The following is a 23,934-nucleotide window of genomic DNA, read 5'->3' on the forward strand; positions in this document are numbered from 1 at the left end:
TTTTCGCGACCATGTCATGATCGCAGAAAGGAATGCAATGGCCGCCATCGATCCCCTTACCGCCGGCGCCGTGTTCATCGCAACGGCGGCCACCGACGCGGTCTATGTCATGTTCACCTCCGCCGTGATCGCGCGCAAGCGCGTGCCGGCGGCGAACTGGAGCGCGGTCTGGTACCTGCTCTCCTCCTACGCGGTGATCAGCTACACCGAAAACGCCTTCTATGTCGCTTTCGCGGCGCTCGGCTCCTGGGCCGGCGCCTACGTCTCGCTGACTTACCTGCACCGCCCGCCCGGCGGCCCGCCGGTGGGGGCGGCACCGGAGTGAGGTCGTCGCCGCAGGCGAAGCAACTAACCACACGCTCGGTGTCGTCCTGGCGAAAGCCAGGACCCATTACCCCGGTCGAATGTTGTTACAGCACGTCTTGGCCACAACATCGCACAGCAGCGCAAGTTCGTGGTAATGGGTCCTGGCTTTCGCCAGGACGACATTGGAGGAGGCACTGCGCTTCGTTCGCGACCAACAACAAGGAAGACAAAACAATGGATCTCGGTCTCAAGGGAAAGAACGCCATCGTGCTCGGCGGCACGCGCGGCATCGGGCGGGCGATTGCGGCGACGCTGGCCGGCGAAGGCGCCAATGTCGCGGTGTGCGCGCGCAATGCGGATCAGGTTGCCGCCACCGTCACTGAGCTGAAGACGAGCGGCATCCGCGCCACCGGCAGCCCGGTCGACGTCACCGACGGCGCGGCGTTGAAGTCCTGGGTCGAGGGCGCTGCAAAGGAGCTCGGCGGCATCGACATGCTGTTCTCCAATGCCGGCGCGATGGCGCAAGGTCAGGATGCAGCGTCCTGGGAGCAGAACTTCCGGCTCGACGTGCTCGGCGCCGTGCATGCGTTCGATGCCGCGCGACCGTTCCTCGAGGCGAGCGGCGAGACAAGCGGCGACGCAGCCTTCGTCATCATCGCCTCGATCTCGGCGGCACAGGCCGATCTCGCGAGCTCCTACGGCCCGATCAAGGCGGCGCTGATCCACATGGCCAAGGGGCTGGCGCGGCAATATGCGAAGAAGAAGATCCGCGTCAACGTGGTCTCGCCCGGCACCGTCTATTTCAAGGGCGGCGTCTGGAACACGATCGAGCAGAACATGCCCGAGCGCTACAAGGATGCGATGAAGCGCAACCCTACCGGCCGCATGGCGACGCCGCAGGAGATCGCAAGCGCGGCGGTGTTTCTGGCCAGCCCGGTGTCGGGGTTCACCACGGGATCGAATCTGGTCGTGGACGGGGCGATCTCGAACCGGGTGAATTTTTGAGGGGCACGCTGTCATCGCCTGCGAAGGCGGGCGGTCCAGTATTCCAGAGACAGTGCGGCTAGAACCGAGAGGCCGCGGCGTACTGGATACCCCGCCTTTGCGGGGTATGACGACTGAGAGTGAGGCGCGATCGCTTCAACAAACTCGTCATTGCGAGCGCAGCGAAGCAATCCAGAATCTTTCCGCGGCAACAGTCTGGATTGCTTCGCTACGCTCGCAATGACGGCGTGGCAGCATCCCGCGCAACAACCTCAATGAAAATCCCGCGACGGCGGCAGGATGCGGACGTTGCGGGGGTGGCGGATTTTCTGTGCCGGGGCATCCGCGTGGTCGCGGCGGTCGTCGTTGAGCGGCTCGATCAGGGCGGCGCCTGATGGCACCGGATGCCTGCGGGTCAAGGCATCGTTGGCCAGTCCAATCAGATCGTGCGAGCGGTCGACCATGCGCTGGGCGATGAGATGCGTCACCTTCTCGGGGCTGCTCTGGATATAGCCCTCGACCAGGATGAGGCGCGCGCCCATCACCTCCTTGCGGTACTGCTCCATGATCTTGGGCCACACCACGACATTGGCGATGCCGGTTTCGTCCTCCAGCGTCATGAACACGACGCCGCTGGCGCTGCCCGGCCGCTGCCGGACCAGCACCACGCCGGCGCAGCGGACGCGCCGCCGCTCGTTCTGATGATTGACGTCCTTGCAGGCGACGACGCGCTCGCGCGAAAACATCTCGCGCAGGAATTCCATCGGGTGGCCCTTCAGCGATAGCCGGATGGTCTGGTAGTCCGCGACCACCTGCTCGGGGCGCGGCATCAAGGGCAATGGCTTTGCATGCTCGTCGGGCTGCTCACGGGCGGTGGCGGCCTCGAACAGCGGCAACGGCACGTCATCTGGCAGCCGCCGCACCTGCCACAGCGCCTCGCGGCGATCGAGCCCGAGCGAGCGGAACGCATCGGCATCCGCCAGCAGGATCAGCGCGCGCTTGGGCAGGCCGGTATCGCGGGCAAAGTCTTCGAGCGAGGTGAAGGGACAGCGATTGCGGGCGGCGACGATGCGGTCGGCCCAGTCTAACGCTCCGCCGTCATTCCGGGGCGCGCCTCTTGGCGCGAGCCCGGAATCCATACTCCCGATCGTGGTTATGGATTCCGGGCTCGACGCTGACGCGTCGCCCCGGAATGACAGCTGGGAGTGTTTCAGGCGCTCCTCATCCTCGTCCAACCAATGGAAACCGTCGATCTGGCGGAAGCCGAGGCGTACCGCGCAGTATTTGCTGCTCCCCTGCTCCAGCGTGTTCTGCGCAAAGCTGTAGGACACGTCGATGTCGCGCACCTCGACGCCGTTCTTGCGGGCATCGCCGACGATCTGCGCCGGCGCGTAGAAGCCCATCGGCTGCGAGTTCAAGAGGCCGCAGCAGAACGCATCGGGATAATGATATTTCAGCCATGACGAAATGTAGACGAGCTGCGCAAAACTCGCGGCGTGGCTCTCCGGAAAACCGTAGGAACCAAAACCCTTGATCTGGTCGAAGCAGCTTCTGGCGAAGTTGGGATCGTAGCCGCGCGCGACCATGTTGCCGATCAGCTTGTCTTCGTATTTGCCGATGGTGCCGACATTGCGGAAGGTCGCCATCGAGCGGCGCAGGCCGTTGGCCTCCTCGGAGGTGAATTTGGCCGCCTCGATCGCGATGCGCATTGCCTGCTCCTGGAACAGCGGCACGCCCTTCGTCTTGTGCAGCACCTTGTAGAGCTCGTCCGCGGGACCATGCTCGGGTGATGGCGAAGGATAGTTCACCTTCTCCTGGCCGTTCCGTCGCCGCAAATACGGATGCACCATGTCGCCCTGGATCGGCCCCGGCCGCACGATCGCGACCTCGATCACGAGGTCGTAGAAGGTCCGCGGCTTCAGGCGCGGCAGCATGTTCATCTGGGCGCGGCTCTCGACCTGGAACACGCCGAGCGACTCCCCGTCACACAGCATGTCGTAGACCTTGGGATCGTCCTGCGGAACGCTCGCCAGAACCCAGCGCTCGCCCTTGTGCTGGTCGATCAAGTCAAAACATTTGCGGATGCAGGTCAGCATGCCCAGCGCAAGCACGTCGACCTTCATCATGTTGAGCGCGTCGACGTCGTCCTTGTCCCATTCGATGAAGGTGCGGTCGTCCATCGCGGCGTTGCCGATCGGCACATAGGTATCGAGCCGGTCCTGGGTGAGCACATAGCCGCCGACATGCTGGGAGAGATGGCGCGGGAATTCGATCAGCTCGGTCGCAAGCTCGACCGCGAGGTTGATCATGGGGTTTTGCGGATCGAGCCCGGCCTGCTTCACCTGCATGTCGTTGAGGCCACTGCCCCAGCTTCCCCAGACGGTGTCGGCGAGCGCGGCGGTGACGTCCTCGGTCAGGCCCAGCGCCTTGCCGACGTCGCGGATGGCGCTGCGCGGACGATAATGGATGATCGTGGCGATGATCGCGGCGCGGTGACGGCCATAGCGGCGATAGACATATTGCATCACCTCCTCGCGCCGCGAATGCTCGAAATCGACGTCGATGTCGGGCGGCTCCAGCCGCTCCTTGGAGATGAAGCGCTCGAACAAGAGATCGACCTTGGTCGGGTCGACCGAGGTGATGCCGAGCACGTAGCACACCGCTGAATTCGCCGCCGATCCCCGCCCCTGGCACAGGATGTTCTGGCTGCGCGCATAATGGACGATGTCGTGCACGGTGAGGAAATAGTGCGCGTATTTCAGCTCGGCGATCAGCGCGAGCTCTTTCTTGAGCGTAGCACGCAGCTTGTCATCGATCTTGCCGGCGAAATATTTATCGACGCCCGCCCAGGTCAGGTCCTCCAGATGCCCTTGCGCGGTCTTGCCCGGCGGCACCGGCTCGTCCGGGTATTGATATCTAAGCTGGTCGAGCGAGAAGTCGATCTTGTTCGCAAAGCGCATGGTCTCCGCGATCGCGTCGGGGAAGTCACGGAACAGCCGCGACATTTCGCGCGGAGTTTTGAGAAAGCGCTCGGCATTGGCCTCGAGCTTTCGTCCGACCGCCTCGATCGTGGTCTTTTCCCGGATGCAGGTGAGCACGTCCTGGAGGGGACGGCGCGCAGGATCGTGATAGAGCACCTCGTTGGTCGCGAGCAACTGCACCTTTGCCGTCGTCGCGAGATCGTCGAGCCGCGCCAGGCGGCGTCGGTCATCGCCGCGATGGACCAGGCTCGCCGCCAGCCACACGCCCTCGGCGCGGGTCGCTTTGAGCTTTGCAAGGACATCCAGCGCCTGCGCTGGCTCGAAGCGATGCGGCAGGGTCAAGACCAGGAGCTGGCCTTCCGAAAACGCGAGGAGATCGGAGAAGGTGAGACGGCATTCGCCCTTCTCGATCCGCGTGACGTCGTCGCCACGCTTGCCCCGGGTCAGGAGCTGGCAGAGCCGGCCATAGGCCGCACGGTCGCGCGGATAGACAAGAATGTCGGGCGTGCCGTCGATGAAGACGATGCGCGCGCCGATCAGCAGCTTCGGCTTGTGCAGCACCTTGTCATTGTCGAGCTCCTTGTAGGCCCGCACCACGCCGGCCAGCGTGTTGTGATCGGCGATGCCGATCGCGGAGATGCCGAGGATGCTCGCCTGGTGCACATAGGCCCGCGGATCCGAACCGCCCCGCAGGAAGGAGAAATTGGTGGTGATGCCGATCTCGGCATAAGCAGGCGTGTTCATGCGAAGAGACCGTGCACATACCAGTTGGGAGGAGCGGGCTTGCCGTCGGCGTCGAACACCTCTCCCTCGTAAAGACCGTCGCGAAAAATCCAGAAGCGCAGGCCTTCGGCATCCTCGATGCGGAAATAATCCCGCGTCAACTGCTTGCCGTCCTGACGCCACCATTCCATCGCGATGCGCTCGGGCCCTTCCACCCGCACCACCGCGTGTTTCGCGCGCCGCCAGGTGAATTGATGCGGCGGACCATCCGGCACGGTCGCGAACGGCACTGTGACCGGCTCCGGCTTGTCGAACAGCCGCAGGGGGCGCAGCGGCGGCTCGCCCTCGGCGCGCGCCGGCCATTCGGCCTGCATGGCGGCGGCAAGGTGATGCTGCGCCGGCGCGGCCAGCACCGCACATTCAGGGACATGCGTGTCCTGCGGCAGGTGCACGACGACGCGCTTTCCGCCGATCCGCGCCGCGATGCGGTCGATCAGCGCGGCGAGCTCGTCATTGTCGTGGACATGGGCGTCGAGATCGCGCTGCTCCTGCACCACGATCTCGGTGCGGCTCGCCGACAGCCGCACCATGTCGAAGCCGAAGCCGGGATCGAGGGGATCGGCGAGCGCATCGAGCCGCTCGCGGAACAGGCGGTCGATGACGGCGCTTCGCGTCACCGGCCGTCCGGTCTCGACCATGATCGCCCGCACCACGCCGTCGGTGCGGAAGAAGGCGGCTTCCAGCCGCCGCGCGCCCTTGCCCTGCTTCTCCATGGACGCGATCAACGTGTCGGCGAGCCGCGACAGCGTCATCGCGATCATCGTGTCGGTCGCGATCGGCTCGGCAAAGCGCTTCTCTACGATGTAGTCAGGCAGCGGCTTTCGCGGATTGATCGGCGCATCGCCCTGCCCCAGCGCATGCGCGAGCAGCGTGGAGAACCGCGCGCCGAACCGCGCCGTGATCTCGTGGGCGCCGCGCGATGCGACATCGCCGATGGTCTTCAGGCCGGCACGGCGCAGGCCGGTGGTGATGGCCTCGCCCGCGCCGAGCGCGGACACCGGCAGCCGGCTGATCGCCTCCGCCTCCCCGCCATCGACGACGATGGTGCCTGTGACCTGGCGCGTCAGCGTCCGCGCGCAGACCGAGGTGCCGGCAATCGCCGCGCTGACGGCAAAGCCTTGTCGGCCGAGCGCGCGAATGAGCGTCTGCAACAGCGCGGCTTCGCCGCCGAACAGATGCGCGCAGCCGGTGATATCAAGGAACAGCCCGTGCGGCGGATCGAGCGCCACCAGCGGCGTGAAACGGTCGCACCAGTCGGCGATGTCGCTCAGCGTCTTCGCATCGGCGACGACATCGGCATCGAACACCCGCAAGTCCGGGCACATCGCCCGCGCATTGGCCAGGGGCTGGCCGATATGCAGGCCCAGCCGCGACGCCGCATCGTCAAGCGCATGGATCACCAGCGCATTGGTCTCTTTGATGACGACGATGCTGGGCTCGTCTTTTTGTTTTGACGCGTTTTCTTCACGCGAACCGGTACCCACTTCGCTCGAAAACGCTTTGGTCTTACCCAGCCCGCCGTTGAAGAACCGCTGGATCCGGTCGATGGGCAGGCGCGGCAGCCACAAGCTGAGAATACGTCGACGGTTCACTGAACTGGCACTCATCACATTTCCATTCCATGATCCACCGGCCGCACGGGCCATGACGATTGCGCAACAGCTCGGCATCGAAGCGCGGCGCGCCCCAGGCATTCCACATCGTGCCCGGCGGCGAATGCGCCGCGCGCAGCATCCATCTGGTCTCGGCAGTCGAGGGCAGCGGCTGCGCGGCCATCCGCAACAGCAGGCCGGTGACGCCGGAGCCTTGCGCGGCCAGCGTCAGCTTGCGGCTCGCCACGAGATCGAATTGCCGCGTCTCGCCCCAGAGCTCGAGCACGACCGCGCCGAGCGCATCGCAGGCCAGTGCATCGGCCGAAGTGCGCAGCGCACCCTCCACATCGGCCGCGCGCACCATCACCACGCGGCGCGGGTCGAGGCCGAGCTCGGCGAGCCCGCTCATCGACAGCGCGCCGGCTTCCAGTTCCGAAAAATCCTGCCGCACCCACAACAGCGGCCGGCGCGCGGTCACGCGTCCCGCAACGCCCATGACAAACCCGGTCGCGGCGGCGCCCTGGCGCCCCTCGCAAAACACCTCGTGGATCGCCGCGCGCGCGAGCCCGCCCTTCAGCGCGCTGTCGACCTCGCCGTGGCCAAGCGCGACGCGATCATGCTGATGCACGACCTCCGCCGTCTCGATGCGCTCGATCTGGCTGCGCAAGGTCGCAAGCGCGCTTGTGCGTGCGCCGCTCATATACGCCGCTCCTTCAGAGGTGATTGCCGGTGGCTCTCAAAAAGAGAACCAGCGGCTGGCTCATTTGTTCATGATATGTTCTAATATAAAGCTAACGGCGCCCCTGGAGTCAATCGAATTGGCGCGCCCATGGATTCATGAGCGGAATCAAGAGGATTCGAGTGCCATGTACCTCGTCACCCTGGACAGCGAGACCGATTTCGACGGCTGGCGTAAAGCCGCACGCGCATTCGCGCTGCACCACGTCGCCCCGGCGGACGTGGTGTGGCACGTGCAAGGCCAGACGAAAGACCAGATGCCGCCCGGCCTGTCCGAAGCGCCAAGCCTTCCGCCGATCGAGACCGAGAGCACGTTCACCGTGCCGGCCAATTTCATCGAGCTTGCCCGCATCGCGATCCTGCATCGCGAGGGCGAGCGTTTTGCGCTGCTCTATCGCCTGCTCTGTCGATTGAAGGCCGATCACGACCTGCTCGTAACGATGAGCGATCCCGACGTGGCGCAGGCAACCGCGATGGCTGGCAGCGTGCAGCACGATGCACAGCGGATGCGCGATCTCGTCCGCTTCCGCGAGATCGGGCGCGAGCAGAAGGCGCATTACGCCGCCTGGTTCGAGCCGGAGCATCACATCGTCGCATTCGCCGCGCCGTTCTTTGCGCGTCGTTTTGCCGACATGCCCTGGTCGATCCTCACGCCTGACGTTTGTGCCCATTGGAACGGTCACGCGATCTCCTTCACGCCTGGCATCAGCCGGACGGAGTGGCCGGCCCCAGGCCGCCTGGAGGAAACCTGGCGGCGCCATTTCCAGCCCGGCCGGCTGACCACGACCGACGCGCCGGTGAAGCGCCGGAGGAACCTCCAGGACGCATCGGTACTTGGATCGATACTTGGACCCCTGCTCGCCGATGCCGAACGCTGGACCGGCGGACGGATCTCCCCACGTCCGGAAGCCATCATGGGACACAAAGCCGCCGCCAACGATCTCGAAGCGCTCCGCGAGGAGGCCGCGCATTGCCGTGCCTGCCCGCTCTACAAGGACGCGACGCAAACCGTGTTCGGCGAGGGGCCGAAAGACGCAACCATCATGTTGGTCGGCGAGCAGCCCGGCGACAAGGAAGACCTCGCCGGCCATCCCTTCGTCGGACCGGCCGGGCAGATGCTCGACCGCGCGCTGGAGGAAGCCGGCGTCGACCGCAAGAAGGTCTATGTCACCAATGCGGTGAAGCACTTCAAATTCGTGCCGCGCGGAAAGATCCGCCTGCACCAGAAGCCGGCAACACCGGAAATCAAAGCGTGCCGGCCATGGTATGAGCGGGAAGTTGCGGCAATCCAGCCCGAGCTCATCGTCGCGATGGGCGCCACCGCCGCGCAAAGCGTATTCGGCAAGATCACCCCTGTCGGCAAGACCCGCGGCCGGCTCATCGACCTTCCCGACGGCCGCAAGGCGCTGGTGACGGTGCACCCGTCCTATCTGCTGCGACTGCCCGACCCGGAAGCCAAAGTGCTGGAATATCAGCGCTTTGTCGAAGACCTGAAGATCGCCGCCAGCCTGCAGAGGAAATCCGCGCGCGCCGCCTAAATACGGGCGGGAAAACGCCTTTCAACCACCGCTTGTCATCCAGCCTTCAAATCCATCGCGGACAATACCCTTACCTGAAAGTTAAGGGGCGTCCTGACATGACCGATGTAGCATTCGACCGCGCGGTAGCCGATCCCGCGCCGATCCAGCCGGCCTCGCGGCCCAATCTCGACAAGGGCTTCAATCCGCTGACGATGATCCTGTTCTTCGGCATCCTCGCCGCGGGTCTGCTGTTCGTCGCCTACAGCATCTATGCCGACGTCAACGCGACCGGCACGCGGGTCACGACCTTCTTGCCCTACATCCTCTTGTTCGTTGCGCTGCTGATCGCGCTCGGCTTCGAGTTCGTCAACGGCTTCCACGACACCGCCAATGCGGTGGCGACCGTGATCTACACCCATTCGCTCCCGGCCGAAGTCGCCGTGATGTGGTCGGGCTTCTTCAACTTCCTCGGCGTGCTGCTGTCCTCTGGCGCGGTCGCCTTCGGCATCGTCTCGCTGCTGCCGGTCGAGCTGATCCTCCAGGTCGGCTCCAGCGCCGGCTTCGCAATGGTGTTCGCGCTGCTGATCGCCGCGATCCTGTGGAATCTCGGCACCTGGTATTTCGGCCTGCCCGCCTCGTCCTCGCACACGCTGATCGGCTCCATCATCGGCGTCGGCATCGCCAACGCCGTGATGCGCGGCCGCGACGGCACCTCGGGCGTGGACTGGAGCAAGGCTACCGAGATCGGCTACGCGCTGCTGCTGTCGCCGCTGGTCGGCTTCGCCTGCGCCGCCGTGCTGCTGCTGGTGCTCAAGTTCATCGTGCGCAACCCGGCTCTGTACGCCGCGCCCGAAGGCAACAAGGCTCCGCCGCTCTGGATCCGCGGCCTCCTGATCCTGACCTGCACCGGCGTCAGCTTCGCGCACGGCTCGAACGACGGCCAGAAGGGCATGGGCCTGATCATGCTGATCCTGATCGGCACCGTTCCAACCGCTTACGCGCTCAACCGCGCTCTGCCGGAATCCCAGGTCGCCCAGTTCCAGAAGACCTCGGAGGCCGCCGCCAGGGTGATCTCGGCCAAGGGCGCCGGGCACAGCATCATCGGCGATCCCCGTCCGGCGGTGACGCAGTACATCGCACTGCATCAGATCAACGAGGGCACCTATCCCTCGCTCGCCGTGCTGGTGAAGGATGTCGGCGACCAGGTCGCCAAATACGGCACGCTGAACAAGGTGCCAGCGGAAGCCGTCGGCAACACCCGCAACGACATGTATCTGACCTCGGAAGCGATCCGCTTCCTGATGAAGGACAAGGAGAACGATCTCAACAAGGACGAGGTCGCGACCCTGAACGCCTACAAGGGCTCGCTCGACGCCGCCACGAAGTTCATCCCGAACTGGGTGAAGATCGCGGTCGCCATCGCGCTCGGCCTCGGCACCATGATCGGCTGGAAGCGCATCGTCGTCACGGTCGGTGAGAAGATCGGCAAGACCCATCTCACCTACGCACAGGGCGCCTCCGCCGAGCTCGTCGCCGCCGCCACGATCGGTGCCGCCGACGTGTTCGGCCTGCCGGTCTCGACCACCCACGTGCTGTCGTCCGGCGTCGCCGGCACCATGGCCGCGAACGGCTCGGGCCTGCAGATGGCGACCATCCGCAACCTGCTGATGGCCTGGGTGCTGACGCTGCCCTGCGCGATCATGCTGTCGGCCACGCTCTACGTGATCTTCTCGCGAATCTTCTGAAGACCTCTCCTCTCCCTCTCCCCGTTCTTACGGGAGAGGGTTGGGGTGAGGGGCTGCCTCCGCGATCACGGTGAGAGACGGACTCGCGGAGAGTCCCCCTCACCCGGATTTTACGCTTCGCGAAAAATCCGACCTCGCCCCGCAAGCGGGCGAGGTGAATGACGCCGCGCCTACGACGCTGCGAGCGACTCCTCGACCAGCTTGACCCAGTAGGACGTGCCGAACACGATCGCCTCGTCGTTGAAATTATAGGCGGGGTGATGCAGGCCGGCGCTGTCGCCGTTGCCGCAGAAGATGAAGGCGCCGGGGCGCGCTTCCAGCATATAGGCAAAATCCTCACCGCCCATCAGCGGCGGCATCTCGTGCACATTGGCTTCGCCCGCGACCTGCCTTGCGATACGCCGCGCCACCTCGGTCTCCGCGGCGTGGTTGTTCACGACGGGATAGTTGCGCTTGTAGTGCAGGTCGATCTTCGCGCCGGTGATCTGCGCCACGCCCGCCACCACTTCGTGCACGCGCTTCTCGACCAGCTTGCGCACGTCCGGCGACAGCGTGCGGATGGTGCCCCTCAGCGTCGCGGTCTGCGGAATGACGTTGCGGGCGTTGCCGGCGTGGAATTCGCAGATCGAGATCACCGCCGATTCCAGCGGATCGACGCTGCGCGCCACGATCGACTGCAACGCGGTGATCACCTGCGCGCCGACCAGCACGGAATCGATGCATTTGTGCGGACGCGCGGCATGGCCGCCGAGGCCCTCGATCATGATATCGACCTCGTCGGTCGCCGCCATGATCGGGCCCGGCCGGATCGCGAACGAGCCGATCGGGATGCCCGGGCCGTTATGCATGCCGTAGACCTGCTCGATGCCGAAGCGCTCCATCAGCCCGTCCTTGACCATGGCCGCGCCGCCGGCACCGCCCTCCTCGGCCGGCTGGAAGATCACGACAGCATCGCCGGCAAAATTGCGGGTCTCGGCGAGGTAGCGGGCTGCCCCAAGCAGCATCGCGGTGTGGCCGTCATGGCCGCAGGCGTGCATCTTGCCCGGATTCTTCGAGGCGTAAGGCAGGTTGGTCTGCTCCTCGACCGGCAGCGCGTCCATGTCGGCGCGCAGGCCGATGGTCTTGAGCCCTTCGCCGGCTGGCTTGTTGCCCTTGATCACGCCGACCACGCCGGTCTGGCCGAGGCCGGTCACAACCTCATCGCAGCCGAATTCACGCAGGCGGTCCGCGACGAATGCTGCGGTGCGGTGAACGTCATACAGCAATTCGGGATGCTGGTGGATGTCCCGGCGCCAGGCCTGAATATCGGGTTGAAGGTCGGCGACGCGGTTCACGATGGGCATGGATGGTCTCAAGCTTTGTTGGGAATACAGGACTGTCTACCATGCAAGCCGCAGTCCACCTAACCGCCGCGGATCGGGGGGAGCCCTGCCCTCTCGTCATGGCCGGACTTGTCCCAAACCGCTGCGTCTGCCTATTAGGACGGAACATCAAGTGACCATCCGGGTGGAAGCAGAATGCCAAGGCGGCTCGAAGGTGAGTTTGACTACATTGTCGTCGGGGCAGGCACGGCAGGATGCATTCTCGCCAACCGCCTATCGGCCGATCCGAAAAATCGCGTCCTCATTCTCGAAGCCGGCGGCGACGACAACTGGATCTGGTTCCACATTCCGGTCGGCTACCTCTTCGCGATCGGCAATCCGCGCTCGGACTGGATGTTCAAGACCGAGGCCGAGCCGGGCCTGAACGGCCGCGCGCTGGCCTATCCCCGCGGCAAGGTGATCGGCGGCTGCTCGGCGATCAACGCCATGATCTCGATGCGCGGACAGGCCGCCGATTACGACCATTGGCGCCAGCTCGGCATGACCGGCTGGGGCTATGACGACGTGCTGCCGCTGTTCAAGCGGATCGAGGATCACTTCCTGGGCGCGAGCGAGCATCACGGCGTCGGCGGGGGCTGGCGCATCGAGGCGCCGCGGCTGTCGTGGGAGGTTCTCGATGCCGTCGGCGATGCCGCAGAAGAAATGGGCATCAAGCGCATCCCGGATTTCAACACCGGCGACAACGAAGGCACCAGTTATTTCCACGTCAACCAGAAGCGCGGCCGGCGCTGGTCCTCGGCGCGCGGCTTCCTCAAGCCCGCGCTGAACCGGCCCAACCTGCGGCTCGAGAAGCACGTGCTGGTCGACCGTCTCATCATCGAGCAGGGCCGCGCCGTCGGCGTGCGTTTCGTCCAGAACGGCGAGATCATCGAAGCGCGCGCGAAGCGCGAGGTGATCCTGTCGGCCGGCGCGATCGGCTCGGTGCAGGTGCTGCATCGCTCCGGCATCGGGCCTGCCGACTGGCTGTCGCCGCTCGGCATCGACGTGATGATGGACAAGCCCGGTGTCGGCCGCAATCTGCAGGACCATCTCCAGCAGCGCGCGATCTACAAGGTCGAGGGTGTGCGCACGCTGAACGAGACCTATTACAACCTGTTCCGCCGCGGCCTGATGGGGCTCGACTACGCCTTCCGCCGCCGCGGACCGCTGACGATGGCGCCGTCGCAACTCGGCATCTTCACGCGTTCCGATGCGACGCGCGCACGCGCCAACATCCAGTTCCACGTACAGCCGCTGTCGCTCGACAAGTTCGGCGATCCCCTGCACCGCTTCCCCGCCATCACCGTGAGCGCCTGCAACTTGCAGCCAACCTCGCGCGGCACCGTGCGGCTGCGCTCGGCGAGCCCGGACGAGAAGCCGATCATCGCGCCGAACTACCTGTCGACCGACGACGACCGCCAGGTCGGCGCCGACGCCATCCGCACCACCCGCCGCCTGATGCAGCAGAAGGCGCTGGCAAAATATCACCCGAGCGAATATCTGCCCGGCCCTTCCGTCGGCGACGACGATGCCTCGCTCGCCAAAGCCGCGGGCGATATCGGCACCACCATCTTCCATCCGGTCGGCACGGCGAAGATGGGCGCGGCGAACGATCCGATGGCGGTGGTCGACGAACGCCTCCGCTTCTACGGCCTCAGCGGCCTTCGCATCGTCGATGCCTCGATCATGCCGACGATCACGTCGGGCAATACCAACACGCCGACCGCAATGATCGCCGAGAAAGGTGCGACGATGATTTTGGAGGATGCGAAGTAAGTCAAACTTCCAGTCCTTAGGTCGGATGATTTCGTTTTTGACTTCCCACGTCATCGACCGCCCGTCGGCCTGCAGGTATGAGGGCCAGGCGCAGCGCGGACAGGCGTCTGCGCTCTCAGCGGGTGACGCAAGACGAGGAAGCAGAAAATGAATTTGAACGAGCTTGCCGATCGATATGTGGCTGTGTGGAACGAGCGGGACTCTGAAAAGCGGAAGCGACAAGTCGCGGAATTATGGATTCCGCAAGGTGAGCACTATGTCGAGTCGCGCAAGGTCGTTGGGCATGATGCGCTCGAGCTGCGCATCATTGAATCGCACAACGAATTCGTGCGCGATGCGGGAAATCGCTTTCGCGCAGTGCCCGGCGCTCGCCGGGAAGGCAACGTGGTGGCATTCTATTGGGAGATGTTGCCAGCCAACGCGGATACCGTGCTGGGCAAAGGCCTGGAATTCGTTGTCGTCTCGGATGCTGGAAAGATAGTCCAGGACTACCAGTTCTATCCGGCCTGACAGGCCCGCATCGCAATGTCCGACGACACGAAGGCGGAGTGATTCATGCCCGTTTCATATGCCATCGAGTTTCAAGTTGTCCCCGGCAAGCGGGAGGAATTTCTGGAGCGCCTCTGTGAAGTCCTGGACGCGATGAAGGTCGAGACGACATATTGTGAGGCGGTCCTGCACCAGGATCCGACGTCCGAAAACCACTTCATGCTCTACGAGACGTGGGACAACCACGATGATGTCGTCAACGTGCAACTGAACCGTCCCTACCGGCACGCGTGGCATGATGCTCTCCCGAGAATACTGGCGAGTGAGCGCAAAATCGGCGTGTGGGAACCAATCAGGGCGGATCCGAAGCGCTCCCCGAAGACCAGATGACCTCGTGGAGAATCGGGCGGCGCTATCTGCGCATGAGCACGTGCTCTCTGGCGCCTGCCCGTCCCCTCTCGACAGCGACCGGCGATGCCTGATCGACAAGCTCCGACTGCATCAGGTTTGCAAGCTCGATCGTACGGTTGTCTGCCGGAAACAGCATTTCGAGGGCGAGTTCGGCCAAGGTGATGTCAGTGGCGGTGCCGAAGACGGTCACGGTATTCAAAAAGGACATGGTGCCGAGGCGCGTCGTGATACGCAGCGGGGTGGCTAGCCGCTCGGACTGCTCGAAGCCCATGCTGGTGGTCGAGTCTGACGGGGCGGGATACGCTGCGACCTCTGCGAGCAGATTTTGCAGCCAGGGATCGGCGCCGGCCTCGATCTGCTGACGCAGCACGCTCAAGCAATAGGCGCGCCATGCCGCGAGGTTCAGGATTCGCGGTCCCATGCCTGCCGGATGCAGCATGAGACGCATCGCGTTGATGGGTGGCTCTAGGAGTGCTTCCGAACATCCTTCATAGAGCTGGGGAAGCGCGCCATTTGAAAGCACCACGTTCCAACGCCGATCCACTGCGAAGGCGGGGAAAGGGCTTGTGTGCCTGGAGAATGCGATCCATCGCCGCCCTCGCTGCTTCGAGGCCGTCGATCGACGTCTCCTCGTACGCTGGCGCAAACCCCGCCGCGAGCAGCAATCTGTTGCGATCCCGAAGCGGAACATCGAGAAGGTCTGTCAGACGGTTGATGATGGCCCGGCCTGGTTGCGCTTTCCCGGTTTCGAGGCATGACAAATGCCGGGTTGAGCTATTGGCCGCGAGAGCCAGATCGGTCTGCGTGAGGCGTCGCCGCTCGCGCCAACGCCTCAAGAGGATCCCGAAAGGAAGCTGGTGTGCTGTCATGGGGCCAGCCTAGCTTTGAGCCCAGCCATAGAAAATGACATCCGAGGTCAAGATTTCCAGGCTTTCCAAGTCGCGGCACCTTCCGACTTCACGAAATCGTCATCCCATCCGGGAATAAACCCCGCCCTCCCCCAATCACCTCCCCGAAGCCCAATTCCGGGCGAAGTGGAGACGTTGCGATGAGCGGACACGATCACGGGGATGACGGCGTCAACCGCCGCAAGGTGCTGGAATGCATGACCTGGGCCGGCACCGGGGTGCTCTGGACCATCACGGGCGGCGTGCCGCGCTCGCTCGGCATCATCGATTCCGCGCAAGCCGCCACCGCGGCCGCGCCCGGCATGACCTTCCTCCAGATCAGCGACAGCCATGTCGGCTTCGACAAGCCGGCCAATCCCAACGCGCTCGGCACGCTGGAGGAAGCCATCAACAAGATCAACGCGATGCCGGCCAAGCCGTCGTTCATGATCCACACCGGCGACATCACCCATCTGTCGAAAGCCGCCGAGTTCGACAATGCCGAACGCATCATCTCGCAGACCAAGCTCGACGTGCACTACGTCCCGGGCGAGCATGACTTCATCGACGAGGAGGTGAAGCTCTATCGCGAGCGCTACGGCCGCGGCACCAAGGGGCACGGCTGGTACTCCTTCGATGCCGGCGGCGTGCACTTCGTCGGCCTCGTCAACGTCGTCGACCTCAAGGCCGGCGGCCTCGGCAATCTCGGCGCCGAGCAGCTTGCCTGGCTGGAGGACGATCTCCGAGGCAAGTCGAAATCGACGCCGGTCGTGCTGTTCGCCCACATCCCGCTCTGGACCGTCTATCCGGAATGGGGCTGGGGCACCGAGGATGGCGGCCGCGCGCTCGAATACGTCAAGGGTTTCGGCTCGGTCACCGTGCTGAACGGCCACATCCACCAGGTGATGCAGAAGGTCGAGGGCAACGTCACCTTCCACACCGCGCGCTCGACCGCCTTCCCGCAGCCGGCGCCGGGGGCAGCTCCTTCGCCCGGACCGATGAAGGTCGAGGACGCAAGGCTGCGCTCGATGCTCGGCGTCGCCAGCATCAACTTCAAGCAGAACGAGCAGCGGCTCGCGATCATCGACACGCCGCTCCAGGGCTGAATCCAAGGTTGAATGGAAGCTGACAATGAAGACACTCAATCGCCGCGACTTCGGCGTCGACCTCGGTCTCGCTCTGGCCGCGGCCGTCCTGCTGCCCGCAACGACCGCCCGGGCCGACGACATGGACGTGCACATCGACAATTTCGTTTTCCAGCCGGCCGAGCTCAAGATCAAGGTCGGCGCCACCGTGACCTGGACCAACCGGGACGACATCCCGCACACGATCGTCTCGGCCGGCAAGTTCAGGTCCAAGACCCTGGACACCGACGACAAGTTCTCGTTCACCTTCACCAATGCGGGCGACTACAAATATTTTTGTTCGTTGCACCCGCACATGACGGGGATGATCAAGGTTGAGTAACGTCTCCAACCAAGGCATCAACGTCTTGCCCGGCCGGTGGTCCCACGCCGGCCGGGCTCGTGTGCGTTCCGTCACACACAGGGACGGAACGAAGCCACAGGCAGAACAAGAGGCAAAGCGAGGAGCGATGCCCGCCACCGACGATCTGCAGAAGGCGCAGCGCTTCCGCGAAGCGGCGCTGCCCTATCTCGACGACGTCTACACGCTCGCGCGCTATCTGCTGCGCGACGCCTCCGATGCCGAGGACGCGGTGCAGGAGTGCTATCTGCGCGCGCTGAAGCACTTCGACAGCTATCGCGGGCCGGCGATGAAGCCCTGGCTGTTCGCGATCCTGCGCAACGTCTGCAACGCAGAATATGCGCGTCGCGCGCACAGGCCCAGCGCGATCGAGGATACGCCCGGCGCCGCCGAGCAGACGCCGATCTGGCAGGAGACCGGGGCAAGCCCGGAAACCGAAGTGCTGCGCAGCCGCGATGCCGGCGCCATCCGCAAGCTGATCGACACGCTCGCCGAGCCGTTCAAGGAAACCTTCGTGCTGCGCGAGATCAACAACCTGTCCTATCGTGAAATCGCCGAGGCCGTCGGCGCCCCCGTCGGCACCGTGATGTCCCGCCTCGCCCGCGCCCGCGCCATGCTGCGCGCGGCCTGGACGGCGGAAGAGGAGCATCCAAGATGACCTGCGACGAGGCAAGAATCCTGCTTCACGCGCTGATCGACAACGAGCTCGATGCCGGCCACGCGCGCGAAGTCGAAGCCCATATCGCCAGCTGCCCGGCCTGCGCCGCGGAGCTTGCGGCACAACGCGAGATGCAGCGCGTGCTCGCCGACACCGATTTGCGCTACACCGCACCGGCGAGCTTGCGCGCCCGCATCGAGGCCTCGATGCCTCAGCCGCAGCGCCTGCAACCGACCCGCCGCTCCGTGTTGCGCGGCTTTGCGATGGGCTCGGCGGTCTCCGCGCTCGCCGCCTCCGGCGTCGTCGCCGTGGTGCTGCGCCAGGACGACCAGCAGCGCATCCTGTCGGAGGTCGTCTCCGCCCATCTGCGCTCGCTTCAGGCCGGCCATCTCACCGACGTGATCTCGACCGACCAGCACACCGTCAAACCCTGGTTCAACGGCAAGCTCGACGTCGCCCCGCCCGTGATCGACCTCACCGCGCAGGGTTTTACGCTGGTCGGCGGCCGGCTCGACTATATCGACGCCCGCGCCATCGGCGCCGTCGTCTACCGGCGCCGGCAGCATTTGATCAACCTGTTCGTGTCGCAGACCTCGAGCACCGAACACCGGCCGCCGAAGACCCAGACCATGCAGGGCTTCAACTGCCGCCGCTGGGGCGATCGCGGCCTGAATTTCTGGGCGGTCAGCGATCTCGGCGCCGACGAGCTCGCCGAGTTCGTCGACAAGTTCGGGGCGGCGATGAAGACGAATGTGGAGGGGTAGCTTCTTCAGTCAAGGTGACGCTGGAGATCAAGCGCTCGCACTGCCACGACAAATGCCACCATCAGGATCGACGCCATGGCCGCAACCATGGCCGCGATCCTGAAGCGCTTAAGGTACATCAAGCAGGCCTCGGACAGAGCAGGCTCGTAAGGAAGGTGCACTGTACGCATGGACGCACGTATGGCAGTGAGAGGTCCGACTATGCGGGGTTTAGGCACCGATCGCTTGTAACTATCATAGCTGAGCCAAGCGAAAGAGACGGATATCGCGAACGTCAGAAATAAGAGAACCGAGACAAGCGCAATCATCGATCGCATAGAACGAGATCTCTACCCTTGCCCGCATTGCGCGAGGCCAAGCGCTCCCGCAAACTATATCGATAACGCGGACGGTGCCTACGCCGACCTTCGCACCGCGTTGTCCACCAGCGTCTTGCCGAGCGACCAGATCGCACCGGGCACCTTGTGGCTGCCGGCGATGACGTCGTCGAAGGCGCGCTCGATCCAGCCGCAGTCTTCCTCGGTGATGGTGAGCGGCGGCAGCAGCTTGATGGTGTGGCTGCCGTGGCCGGCGACCTGGGTGAGGATCTTGTGATCCTTGAACAGCGGCACGGTGATGAGCTGGCAGAACAGGCCCTTGTTGGCGGCCTCCAGCACGTTCCAGGACGCCCGCAGGCGCAGCGACTTCGGCGGGCCGAACTCAACGCCGATCATCAGGCCCTTGCCGCGCACTTCCTTCATCAGCTCGTAGCCGGGCACCATGCGCGTCAGCGCAAGGCGCAGCTCGGCGCCGCGCTTGGCGGCGGACTCGATCAGCTTCTCGGACTCCATGACATCGAGCGTGGCGATGCCCGCGGCCATCGCCAGATCGTTCTTGGAGAAGGTGGAGCCGTGCACCACCGCGCGATCCATCTGGTTGAAGATCTTGTCGAAGATGCCCTTGCGCGTCAGCACCGCGCCGACCGGCACGTGGCCGCCCGACAGCGACTTCGACAGCAGCACCATGTCGGGCTCGACGTTCCAGTGCTCGACCGCGAGGAAGCGGCCGGTGCGGCCCATGCCGGTCTGAATCTCGTCGGCGACGAACAGCGTGCCGTATTTCTTGCAGAGTGCTGCCGCACCGGGCAGGAACTCGTCGGTGGGCATGTTGACGCCCTTGCCCTGGATCGGCTCGACGACGAAGGCCGCGACCTCGCGCGAGGCCAGCGCCTTTTCGAGCGCGGCGAGATCGTTGAAGGGGACCGGGGTGCAGCCGGGCAGCAGCGGCTCGAAACCGGTGCGGAAGTTCGAGTCACCCGTCAGCGACAGCGCGCCATAGGTCAGGCCGTGATAGCCGTGGGCGCAATAGACGATGCCGGGACGGCCGGTGGCGCCACGTGCGAACTTGATCGCAGCCTCGACGCATTCCGCCCCGGAATTGGCGAAGAACGCCTTGTCGAGATAGGGAACGTATTTCAGGAGACGCTCGGCGAGCACGCCGGCGAGCGTCGAGACGTCGAACTGGACGAGGTTGGGCAGGTCGGCATCGAGCACGCTCTTGAGCGCGTCGCGCATGACCGGATGATTGCGCCCGATCGCAAACACGCCAAAGCCGGACAACAGGTCGAGATAGCGCGCCCCGTCGCGGTCGTAGAGGTACTGCCCCTGCCCCTTTTGGAAGCCGACGTCGTAGCCGATGGTCTTGAGAACCCGAACGAACTGCTCGTTCAGATACCGATTATGCAGGGCACTGCGCTGGGCCTGACGGTCCGCGAACAGTTGAGACATGTCTGGATTTGGGCTGTGCATCCGCTACATACTTCGGTTGAGGGCCGTCTCGTCAACTGGAAACGGACCGTTACAGAAAACGGTCTGTGCGGCCTTTTGCCCTTTTTCGGACCATCTTCGCAAGCACAGCTTTAAACCATGTTGCACTGCCAAGGAACACTCATGCGTTTGGCCCTTTACACCGGAATTATACTGGCTGGCGGTTACGCCTGCCTGACTCCTGCTCTCGCCGCCGACCCCACCGGCGACTGGCGGGTCGCCGACGGCGTCGCCAACATCCGTGTCGCCCAATGCAATGGCAGCATGTGGGGCGCGGTTTCCTGGGAAAAGCAGCCTGGCGGCCGTGACGAGAACAACCCGGATGTCTCGAAACAGAACAGGCCGACGCTGGGCATGGCGACCCTGATCGACATGAAGAAGAAGCCCGGCGTCGATCAGTGGGAAGGACAGGTCTACAACGCGAAAGACGGCCAGCTCTACAGCGCAACCATCACTCCGGCCGGTACCGACCAGCTTGAGATCAAGGGCTGCGTGATGGGCTTCCTCTGCGGCGGCGAAACCTGGACCCGGGTCGGACCGCCGATCCCCTTGAGCCCCGCCAACGCCATGGCCAAGGGCGCGCCGAAGCCCACCGGCGCGGCGCCGAAAGCCCAAGGCACCGCACCACCCCAAGGCACAGCGCCCCAAGGCACGACGGGCGCAACAGCGCCTGCGCCGGCCCCGAAAACCGCCACGACGGCCAAGCCCGGTCAGAAGGGCGCCGCCGACCCCGTCGGCGACATCTGCCTACTCCCTGAGATTGCGGGGCTTGCCCATTAGGGCCGGCTGGAACAGCAGCACGGCGGCGAGCGTCGTCACCAGTGAGAGCGCCAGCAGCTTGCCCATGCTGGACGTGCCGGGATGGCTCGACAGCCACAGGCTGCCGAATGCCGTCGCCGTCGTCAGCGCGCTGAAGAAGATCGCGCGTGTCAGGCTGGTCTGAAGCAGGTTTGTTCTGCCCGAGCGCCAGGCCACGACATAGTAGATCTTGAAGGCGACGCCGACGCCGAGCAGCAGCGGGAACGCGACGATGTTGGCGAAGTTGAGCGGCAGGCCGATCAGCACGCAGATCTCGAGCGTGACCGCGCCGGCAACCAGGAGCGGCACCAGCGTCATCAGCACGTCCACGAACCGGCGGAGCGTGATCCACAGCAGAAGGCCGATCACCAGCAGCGCGTAGACGCCGGCGTGGATGAACGCCTTCACCACGGTGTCGCCGGATTTCAGGATCGAGACCGGCCCGCCGATCGCGGTCGGCTCGGCAACGAGCACCGCCGCCGCAAATCTGCGCAGGGTGTCGTTGTCGTTGGGATCGCCCTTGGGCAGCGCCTCGACGCGGATGATGCCGTCCTTGCTCTTCCAGGCGCTGACCAGATCGGGCGGCAATGACTTCAGGGTGACCGGCTCAGCCTGCATCGCGTTCCTGAGCTGGTCGAACACGATCTTCATCGGCGTGACGAACACGTCCTGCGCCTTGTTGCGCATGGCCTCGTCGGCATTGGCGAGCTTCTCAAGCGCGTCCGCAAGGCGGCGCGAGGCGACCGCGCCCGGCCCCTTCGCATCGCCGGCGGTCCGGCGCAGATTATCGACCGAGGATTTCAGCGCATCGACGTTCTCCTTGTCCGACGGCGCGGCATCGATCTGGTCGGGATTGAGCGCGGGGTTCAGCACCTTGGCGCCCTGTGCGATCAGCTTCAGCTTCGGCTGCTGGTCTTGCGGCACGAAGCTGTCGAGCGACATCACGCGCAGCACCTCCGGCACCTTCTCCAGCTTCGCCTCGACCTGCCGTGCCTGCTCCTCGGACGTCGTCATCACGTTGATGGCATTGGCACCGGTGTTGGGATCCTTGCGCAGGTCGAGGAAGGTCGCGATCGATTCGGCCTTCGGGTTGCGCAGGTTCATCGGGTTGAAGTCGAACTTCATGAAATAGAGCAGCGGCAGGCCGGCGAGCGCGAGCAGCAGCGTGCCCCCCACCACCAGCACACGATGCTTCTCCAGGAAGTGATCGAGCGGCGCCAGGAAGGCGTAGCCCACGGGCTCCTTCTCGCCGGGTGGGTTGAGCAGCTTCAGCATTGCCGGCAGAACGGTGATCGAAGAGAGGAAAGCCACCAGCATGCCGACGCCGGCGATCTGGCCGAGCTCCGCGATGCCTTGATAGTCCGTAGGCATGAAGCAAAGGAAGCCTGCCGCGGTCGCCATCGCCGCAAGCGACAGCGGCACCGCAGAGCGCTTCGCTGCCAGCACCAGCGCACCCGAAAGGTCGTTGTGCTTGTAGCGCTCCGAGCGGTAGCGGACGCTGTACTGGATGCCGAAATCGACGCCGAGGCCGACGAACAGCACCGCGAACGCGATCGACAGCAAATTGAACGATCCGACCATCATCAGGCCGGCGGCGGTCGTGATGGCAAGGCCGACGAAGAGATTGACGAACACCGCGAAGATGATCTTCGCCGAGTGCAGCGCCAGCCACAGGATCAGCAGCACGACGAGGACGGTGCCGACGCCGTTGACGACGGCGCCTTCCTGGACGGTGGCATATTCCTCATTGGCGATCGGCACCGGGCCGGTCAGTCGCACCCGCGCCTGGTATTTGGTCGCGAAATCCAGATCCGCCGCAGCCTTGCGGATCGCGTCGGTAGCGCCCTTGCCGGGCTCCAGCGCGTTGTAGTCGAGGATCGGCTTGAACTCGATGAAGGCGCGCTTGTCGGAATCCGACAGCGGCTCGTCGCTGACGAGTTCGCGCCACGAGAAGCTCGCATTGCCCTTGTTGAGCACGGTCTCGACCGTCTGCGCGATCAGGTTGAAAGGCCGCGCGGTATTGTCGAGCTTGACCTGGCCGCGCTTGACGCCGGCAAGTCCCGTCTCCAGCGCGCCGGTCAGGCCGCGGATCGAGGGGTCGCCCGCCATGATCTCGATCAGGGGCGCCGCCGATTCGAACTCGCCGGTGACCTTGGCGACCTCCTCGGTCGGCAGGAACAAGAGGCCGTTCTTCTCGAAGAACTCGCCGGTGCCGAGCTGCTGCATCGACTGGAAGTTGGTCTTGTCGTCCTTCAGCTTGGCAAACAGCGCGTCCGATGCCGCGGTCGCCATTTCCGGCGTCTTTGCCTCGACCACTGCCGTAATCGTCGCGTCGCGGTCGAAGGCGCGGTCGAATTGCTGGTCGCGCTGGCGCCAGTCCAGATTCTGGGCAATCAGCGAGTTGATGTCGGTGTTGATGGCGAAGTGCTTGGACGTGTAATAGCCGGCCCCCACCGCAAGCAGGAGCCCGAGAACGACGACGAGGGAGGCAAACCGGGTACAGGCCCTGACGATGGCAACGACTACGCTTTGCAGCACATCTTTTCTTTCTGCTGTTAACAGCTTGCCGAAAACGCCCGCTGTTTATCGGAGTTCCCGGGCGAAACCTATTGCTGTTTTAAGTGGCTCTCGCCGCAAGAAGGTTCGAGGTAAACGGCGCGGACCGTGGCAAAATCATGCGGGGCGGTCGGTATAGCCGGGGAGTTGAGGCGGGAAAGTGACGAAGGGGTGAGCACAAATGTCGCCATTTTGCTCATCGCAATTTCCATACTATAATACCCGGCGGGGAACCAAAGGTCTATCCGACCTTTCCTTTCTGCCGATTTTTTGACACAAAGTATTGCGCCTCCAT

Annotated in this window: 20 protein-coding genes; 12 read left to right on the top strand and 8 right to left on the bottom strand. The window is 64.5% G+C overall.

What is annotated here, in order from left to right; genetic code table 11:
- Positions 1 to 37 precede the first annotated feature (37 nt).
- Together ACVWW6_RS37105 and ACVWW6_RS37110 are read left to right on the top strand one after the other, a co-directional pair.
- Complete coding sequence (locus ACVWW6_RS37105) at positions 38 to 325, top strand: hypothetical protein (protein WP_028172312.1); 288 nt, start codon at positions 38 to 40, stop codon at positions 323 to 325.
- Between the two features lie 215 nt (positions 326 to 540).
- Positions 541 to 1,311, top strand: coding sequence for an SDR family NAD(P)-dependent oxidoreductase (locus tag ACVWW6_RS37110; protein WP_038965747.1), 771 nt, complete (start codon positions 541 to 543; stop codon positions 1,309 to 1,311).
- A gap of 251 nt (positions 1,312 to 1,562) precedes the next feature.
- Here ACVWW6_RS37110 and ACVWW6_RS37115 read toward each other — a convergent pair whose 3' ends face one another.
- From ACVWW6_RS37115 to ACVWW6_RS37125, 3 genes are read right to left on the bottom strand one after another with little or no spacing between them, the layout of a single operon-like run.
- Complete coding sequence (locus ACVWW6_RS37115; protein ID WP_456682497.1) at positions 1,563 to 5,015, bottom strand: error-prone DNA polymerase; 3,453 nt, start codon at positions 5,013 to 5,015, stop codon at positions 1,563 to 1,565.
- Positions 5,012 to 6,661: a Y-family DNA polymerase gene (locus ACVWW6_RS37120; protein ID WP_161535796.1), complete on the bottom strand. Its 1,650-nt coding sequence runs from the start codon at positions 6,659 to 6,661 to the stop codon at positions 5,012 to 5,014. The genes ACVWW6_RS37115 and ACVWW6_RS37120 overlap by 4 nt, the downstream gene beginning before the upstream one ends.
- Complete coding sequence (locus tag ACVWW6_RS37125; protein ID WP_456682498.1) at positions 6,561 to 7,346, bottom strand: ImuA family protein; 786 nt, start codon at positions 7,344 to 7,346, stop codon at positions 6,561 to 6,563. The genes ACVWW6_RS37120 and ACVWW6_RS37125 overlap by 101 nt, the downstream gene beginning before the upstream one ends.
- A gap of 166 nt (positions 7,347 to 7,512) precedes the next feature.
- On the opposite strand from ACVWW6_RS37125, the gene ACVWW6_RS37130 reads away from it, so the two are divergent.
- Positions 7,513 to 8,922: a UdgX family uracil-DNA binding protein gene (locus ACVWW6_RS37130; protein ID WP_456682499.1), complete on the top strand. Its 1,410-nt coding sequence runs from the start codon at positions 7,513 to 7,515 to the stop codon at positions 8,920 to 8,922.
- 98 nt (positions 8,923 to 9,020) lie between these two features.
- Positions 9,021 to 10,649, top strand: a complete 1,629-nt coding sequence (locus tag ACVWW6_RS37135) for an inorganic phosphate transporter (protein ID WP_011085806.1) — start codon at positions 9,021 to 9,023, stop codon at positions 10,647 to 10,649.
- A 170-nt stretch (positions 10,650 to 10,819) separates the two neighbouring features.
- On the opposite strand, the gene ACVWW6_RS37140 is transcribed toward ACVWW6_RS37135, so the two are convergent.
- Positions 10,820 to 11,992, bottom strand: coding sequence for a M20 aminoacylase family protein (locus ACVWW6_RS37140; RefSeq protein ID WP_011085805.1), 1,173 nt, complete (start codon positions 11,990 to 11,992; stop codon positions 10,820 to 10,822).
- 174 nt (positions 11,993 to 12,166) lie between these two features.
- Here ACVWW6_RS37140 and ACVWW6_RS37145 point away from each other — a divergent pair, with 174 nt between their 5' ends.
- The 3 genes from ACVWW6_RS37145 (at position 12,167) to ACVWW6_RS37155 (ending at position 14,665) form a co-directional block, all read left to right on the top strand.
- Entirely contained in the window at positions 12,167 to 13,786 is a 1,620-nt protein-coding gene (locus tag ACVWW6_RS37145; protein ID WP_028172319.1) for a GMC family oxidoreductase, read from the top strand.
- A 147-nt stretch (positions 13,787 to 13,933) separates the two neighbouring features.
- Positions 13,934 to 14,296: a hypothetical protein gene (locus ACVWW6_RS37150; protein ID WP_011085803.1), complete on the top strand. Its 363-nt coding sequence runs from the start codon at positions 13,934 to 13,936 to the stop codon at positions 14,294 to 14,296.
- Between the two features lie 45 nt (positions 14,297 to 14,341).
- A complete protein-coding gene (locus ACVWW6_RS37155) occupies positions 14,342 to 14,665 on the top strand; it encodes a putative quinol monooxygenase (RefSeq protein WP_011085802.1) in 324 nt (107 codons plus the stop codon).
- A gap of 22 nt (positions 14,666 to 14,687) precedes the next feature.
- Here the strand turns inward: ACVWW6_RS37155 and ACVWW6_RS37160 are convergent, their stop codons facing one another.
- Entirely contained in the window at positions 14,688 to 15,212 is a 525-nt protein-coding gene (locus ACVWW6_RS37160; protein ID WP_456682500.1) for an MmyB family transcriptional regulator, read from the bottom strand.
- Positions 15,175 to 15,555 carry a helix-turn-helix domain-containing protein gene (locus ACVWW6_RS37165; RefSeq protein WP_456682501.1) on the bottom strand — a complete coding sequence of 127 codons (381 nt, stop codon included), beginning with the start codon at positions 15,553 to 15,555 and terminating at the stop codon, positions 15,175 to 15,177. Before ACVWW6_RS37165 ends, ACVWW6_RS37160 begins: the two co-directional genes overlap by 38 nt.
- 179 nt (positions 15,556 to 15,734) lie before the next feature.
- Between ACVWW6_RS37165 and ACVWW6_RS37170 the strand changes: the two genes are divergently transcribed.
- The 4 genes from ACVWW6_RS37170 to ACVWW6_RS37185 all read left to right on the top strand — a co-directional run bounded on the left by ACVWW6_RS37170 (position 15,735) and on the right by ACVWW6_RS37185 (position 18,480).
- Complete coding sequence (locus tag ACVWW6_RS37170) at positions 15,735 to 16,679, top strand: metallophosphoesterase family protein (protein ID WP_011085800.1); 945 nt, start codon at positions 15,735 to 15,737, stop codon at positions 16,677 to 16,679.
- Positions 16,680 to 16,704: 25 nt separating this feature from the next.
- Positions 16,705 to 17,040, top strand: a complete 336-nt coding sequence (locus ACVWW6_RS37175; RefSeq protein ID WP_011085799.1) for a cupredoxin domain-containing protein — start codon at positions 16,705 to 16,707, stop codon at positions 17,038 to 17,040.
- Between the two features lie 127 nt (positions 17,041 to 17,167).
- Positions 17,168 to 17,716 (top strand): sigma-70 family RNA polymerase sigma factor, encoded by a 549-nt coding sequence (locus ACVWW6_RS37180; protein WP_028172321.1) that lies wholly within the window; start codon positions 17,168 to 17,170, stop codon positions 17,714 to 17,716.
- Positions 17,713 to 18,480, top strand: a complete 768-nt coding sequence (locus ACVWW6_RS37185; RefSeq protein WP_456682502.1) for an anti-sigma factor family protein — start codon at positions 17,713 to 17,715, stop codon at positions 18,478 to 18,480. The genes ACVWW6_RS37180 and ACVWW6_RS37185 overlap by 4 nt, the downstream gene beginning before the upstream one ends.
- A gap of 395 nt (positions 18,481 to 18,875) precedes the next feature.
- Here the strand turns inward: ACVWW6_RS37185 and hpnO are convergent, their stop codons facing one another.
- The gene (hpnO, locus tag ACVWW6_RS37190; protein ID WP_011085794.1) at positions 18,876 to 20,267 is read right to left on the bottom strand and encodes an aminobacteriohopanetriol synthase HpnO; all 1,392 of its coding nucleotides are present in this window, start codon (positions 20,265 to 20,267) and stop codon (positions 18,876 to 18,878) included.
- Positions 20,268 to 20,408: 141 nt separating this feature from the next.
- On the opposite strand from hpnO, the gene ACVWW6_RS37195 reads away from it, so the two are divergent.
- Positions 20,409 to 21,065, top strand: coding sequence for a DUF2147 domain-containing protein (locus tag ACVWW6_RS37195; protein WP_271611664.1), 657 nt, complete (start codon positions 20,409 to 20,411; stop codon positions 21,063 to 21,065).
- On the opposite strand, the gene hpnN is transcribed toward ACVWW6_RS37195, so the two are convergent.
- The gene (hpnN, locus tag ACVWW6_RS37200; protein WP_011085792.1) at positions 21,033 to 23,621 is read right to left on the bottom strand and encodes a hopanoid transporter HpnN; all 2,589 of its coding nucleotides are present in this window, start codon (positions 23,619 to 23,621) and stop codon (positions 21,033 to 21,035) included. The genes ACVWW6_RS37195 and hpnN overlap by 33 nt on opposite strands.
- Between the last annotated feature and the right edge of the window lie 313 nt (positions 23,622 to 23,934).

Source organism: Bradyrhizobium sp. USDA 3311 (assembly GCF_054062495.1).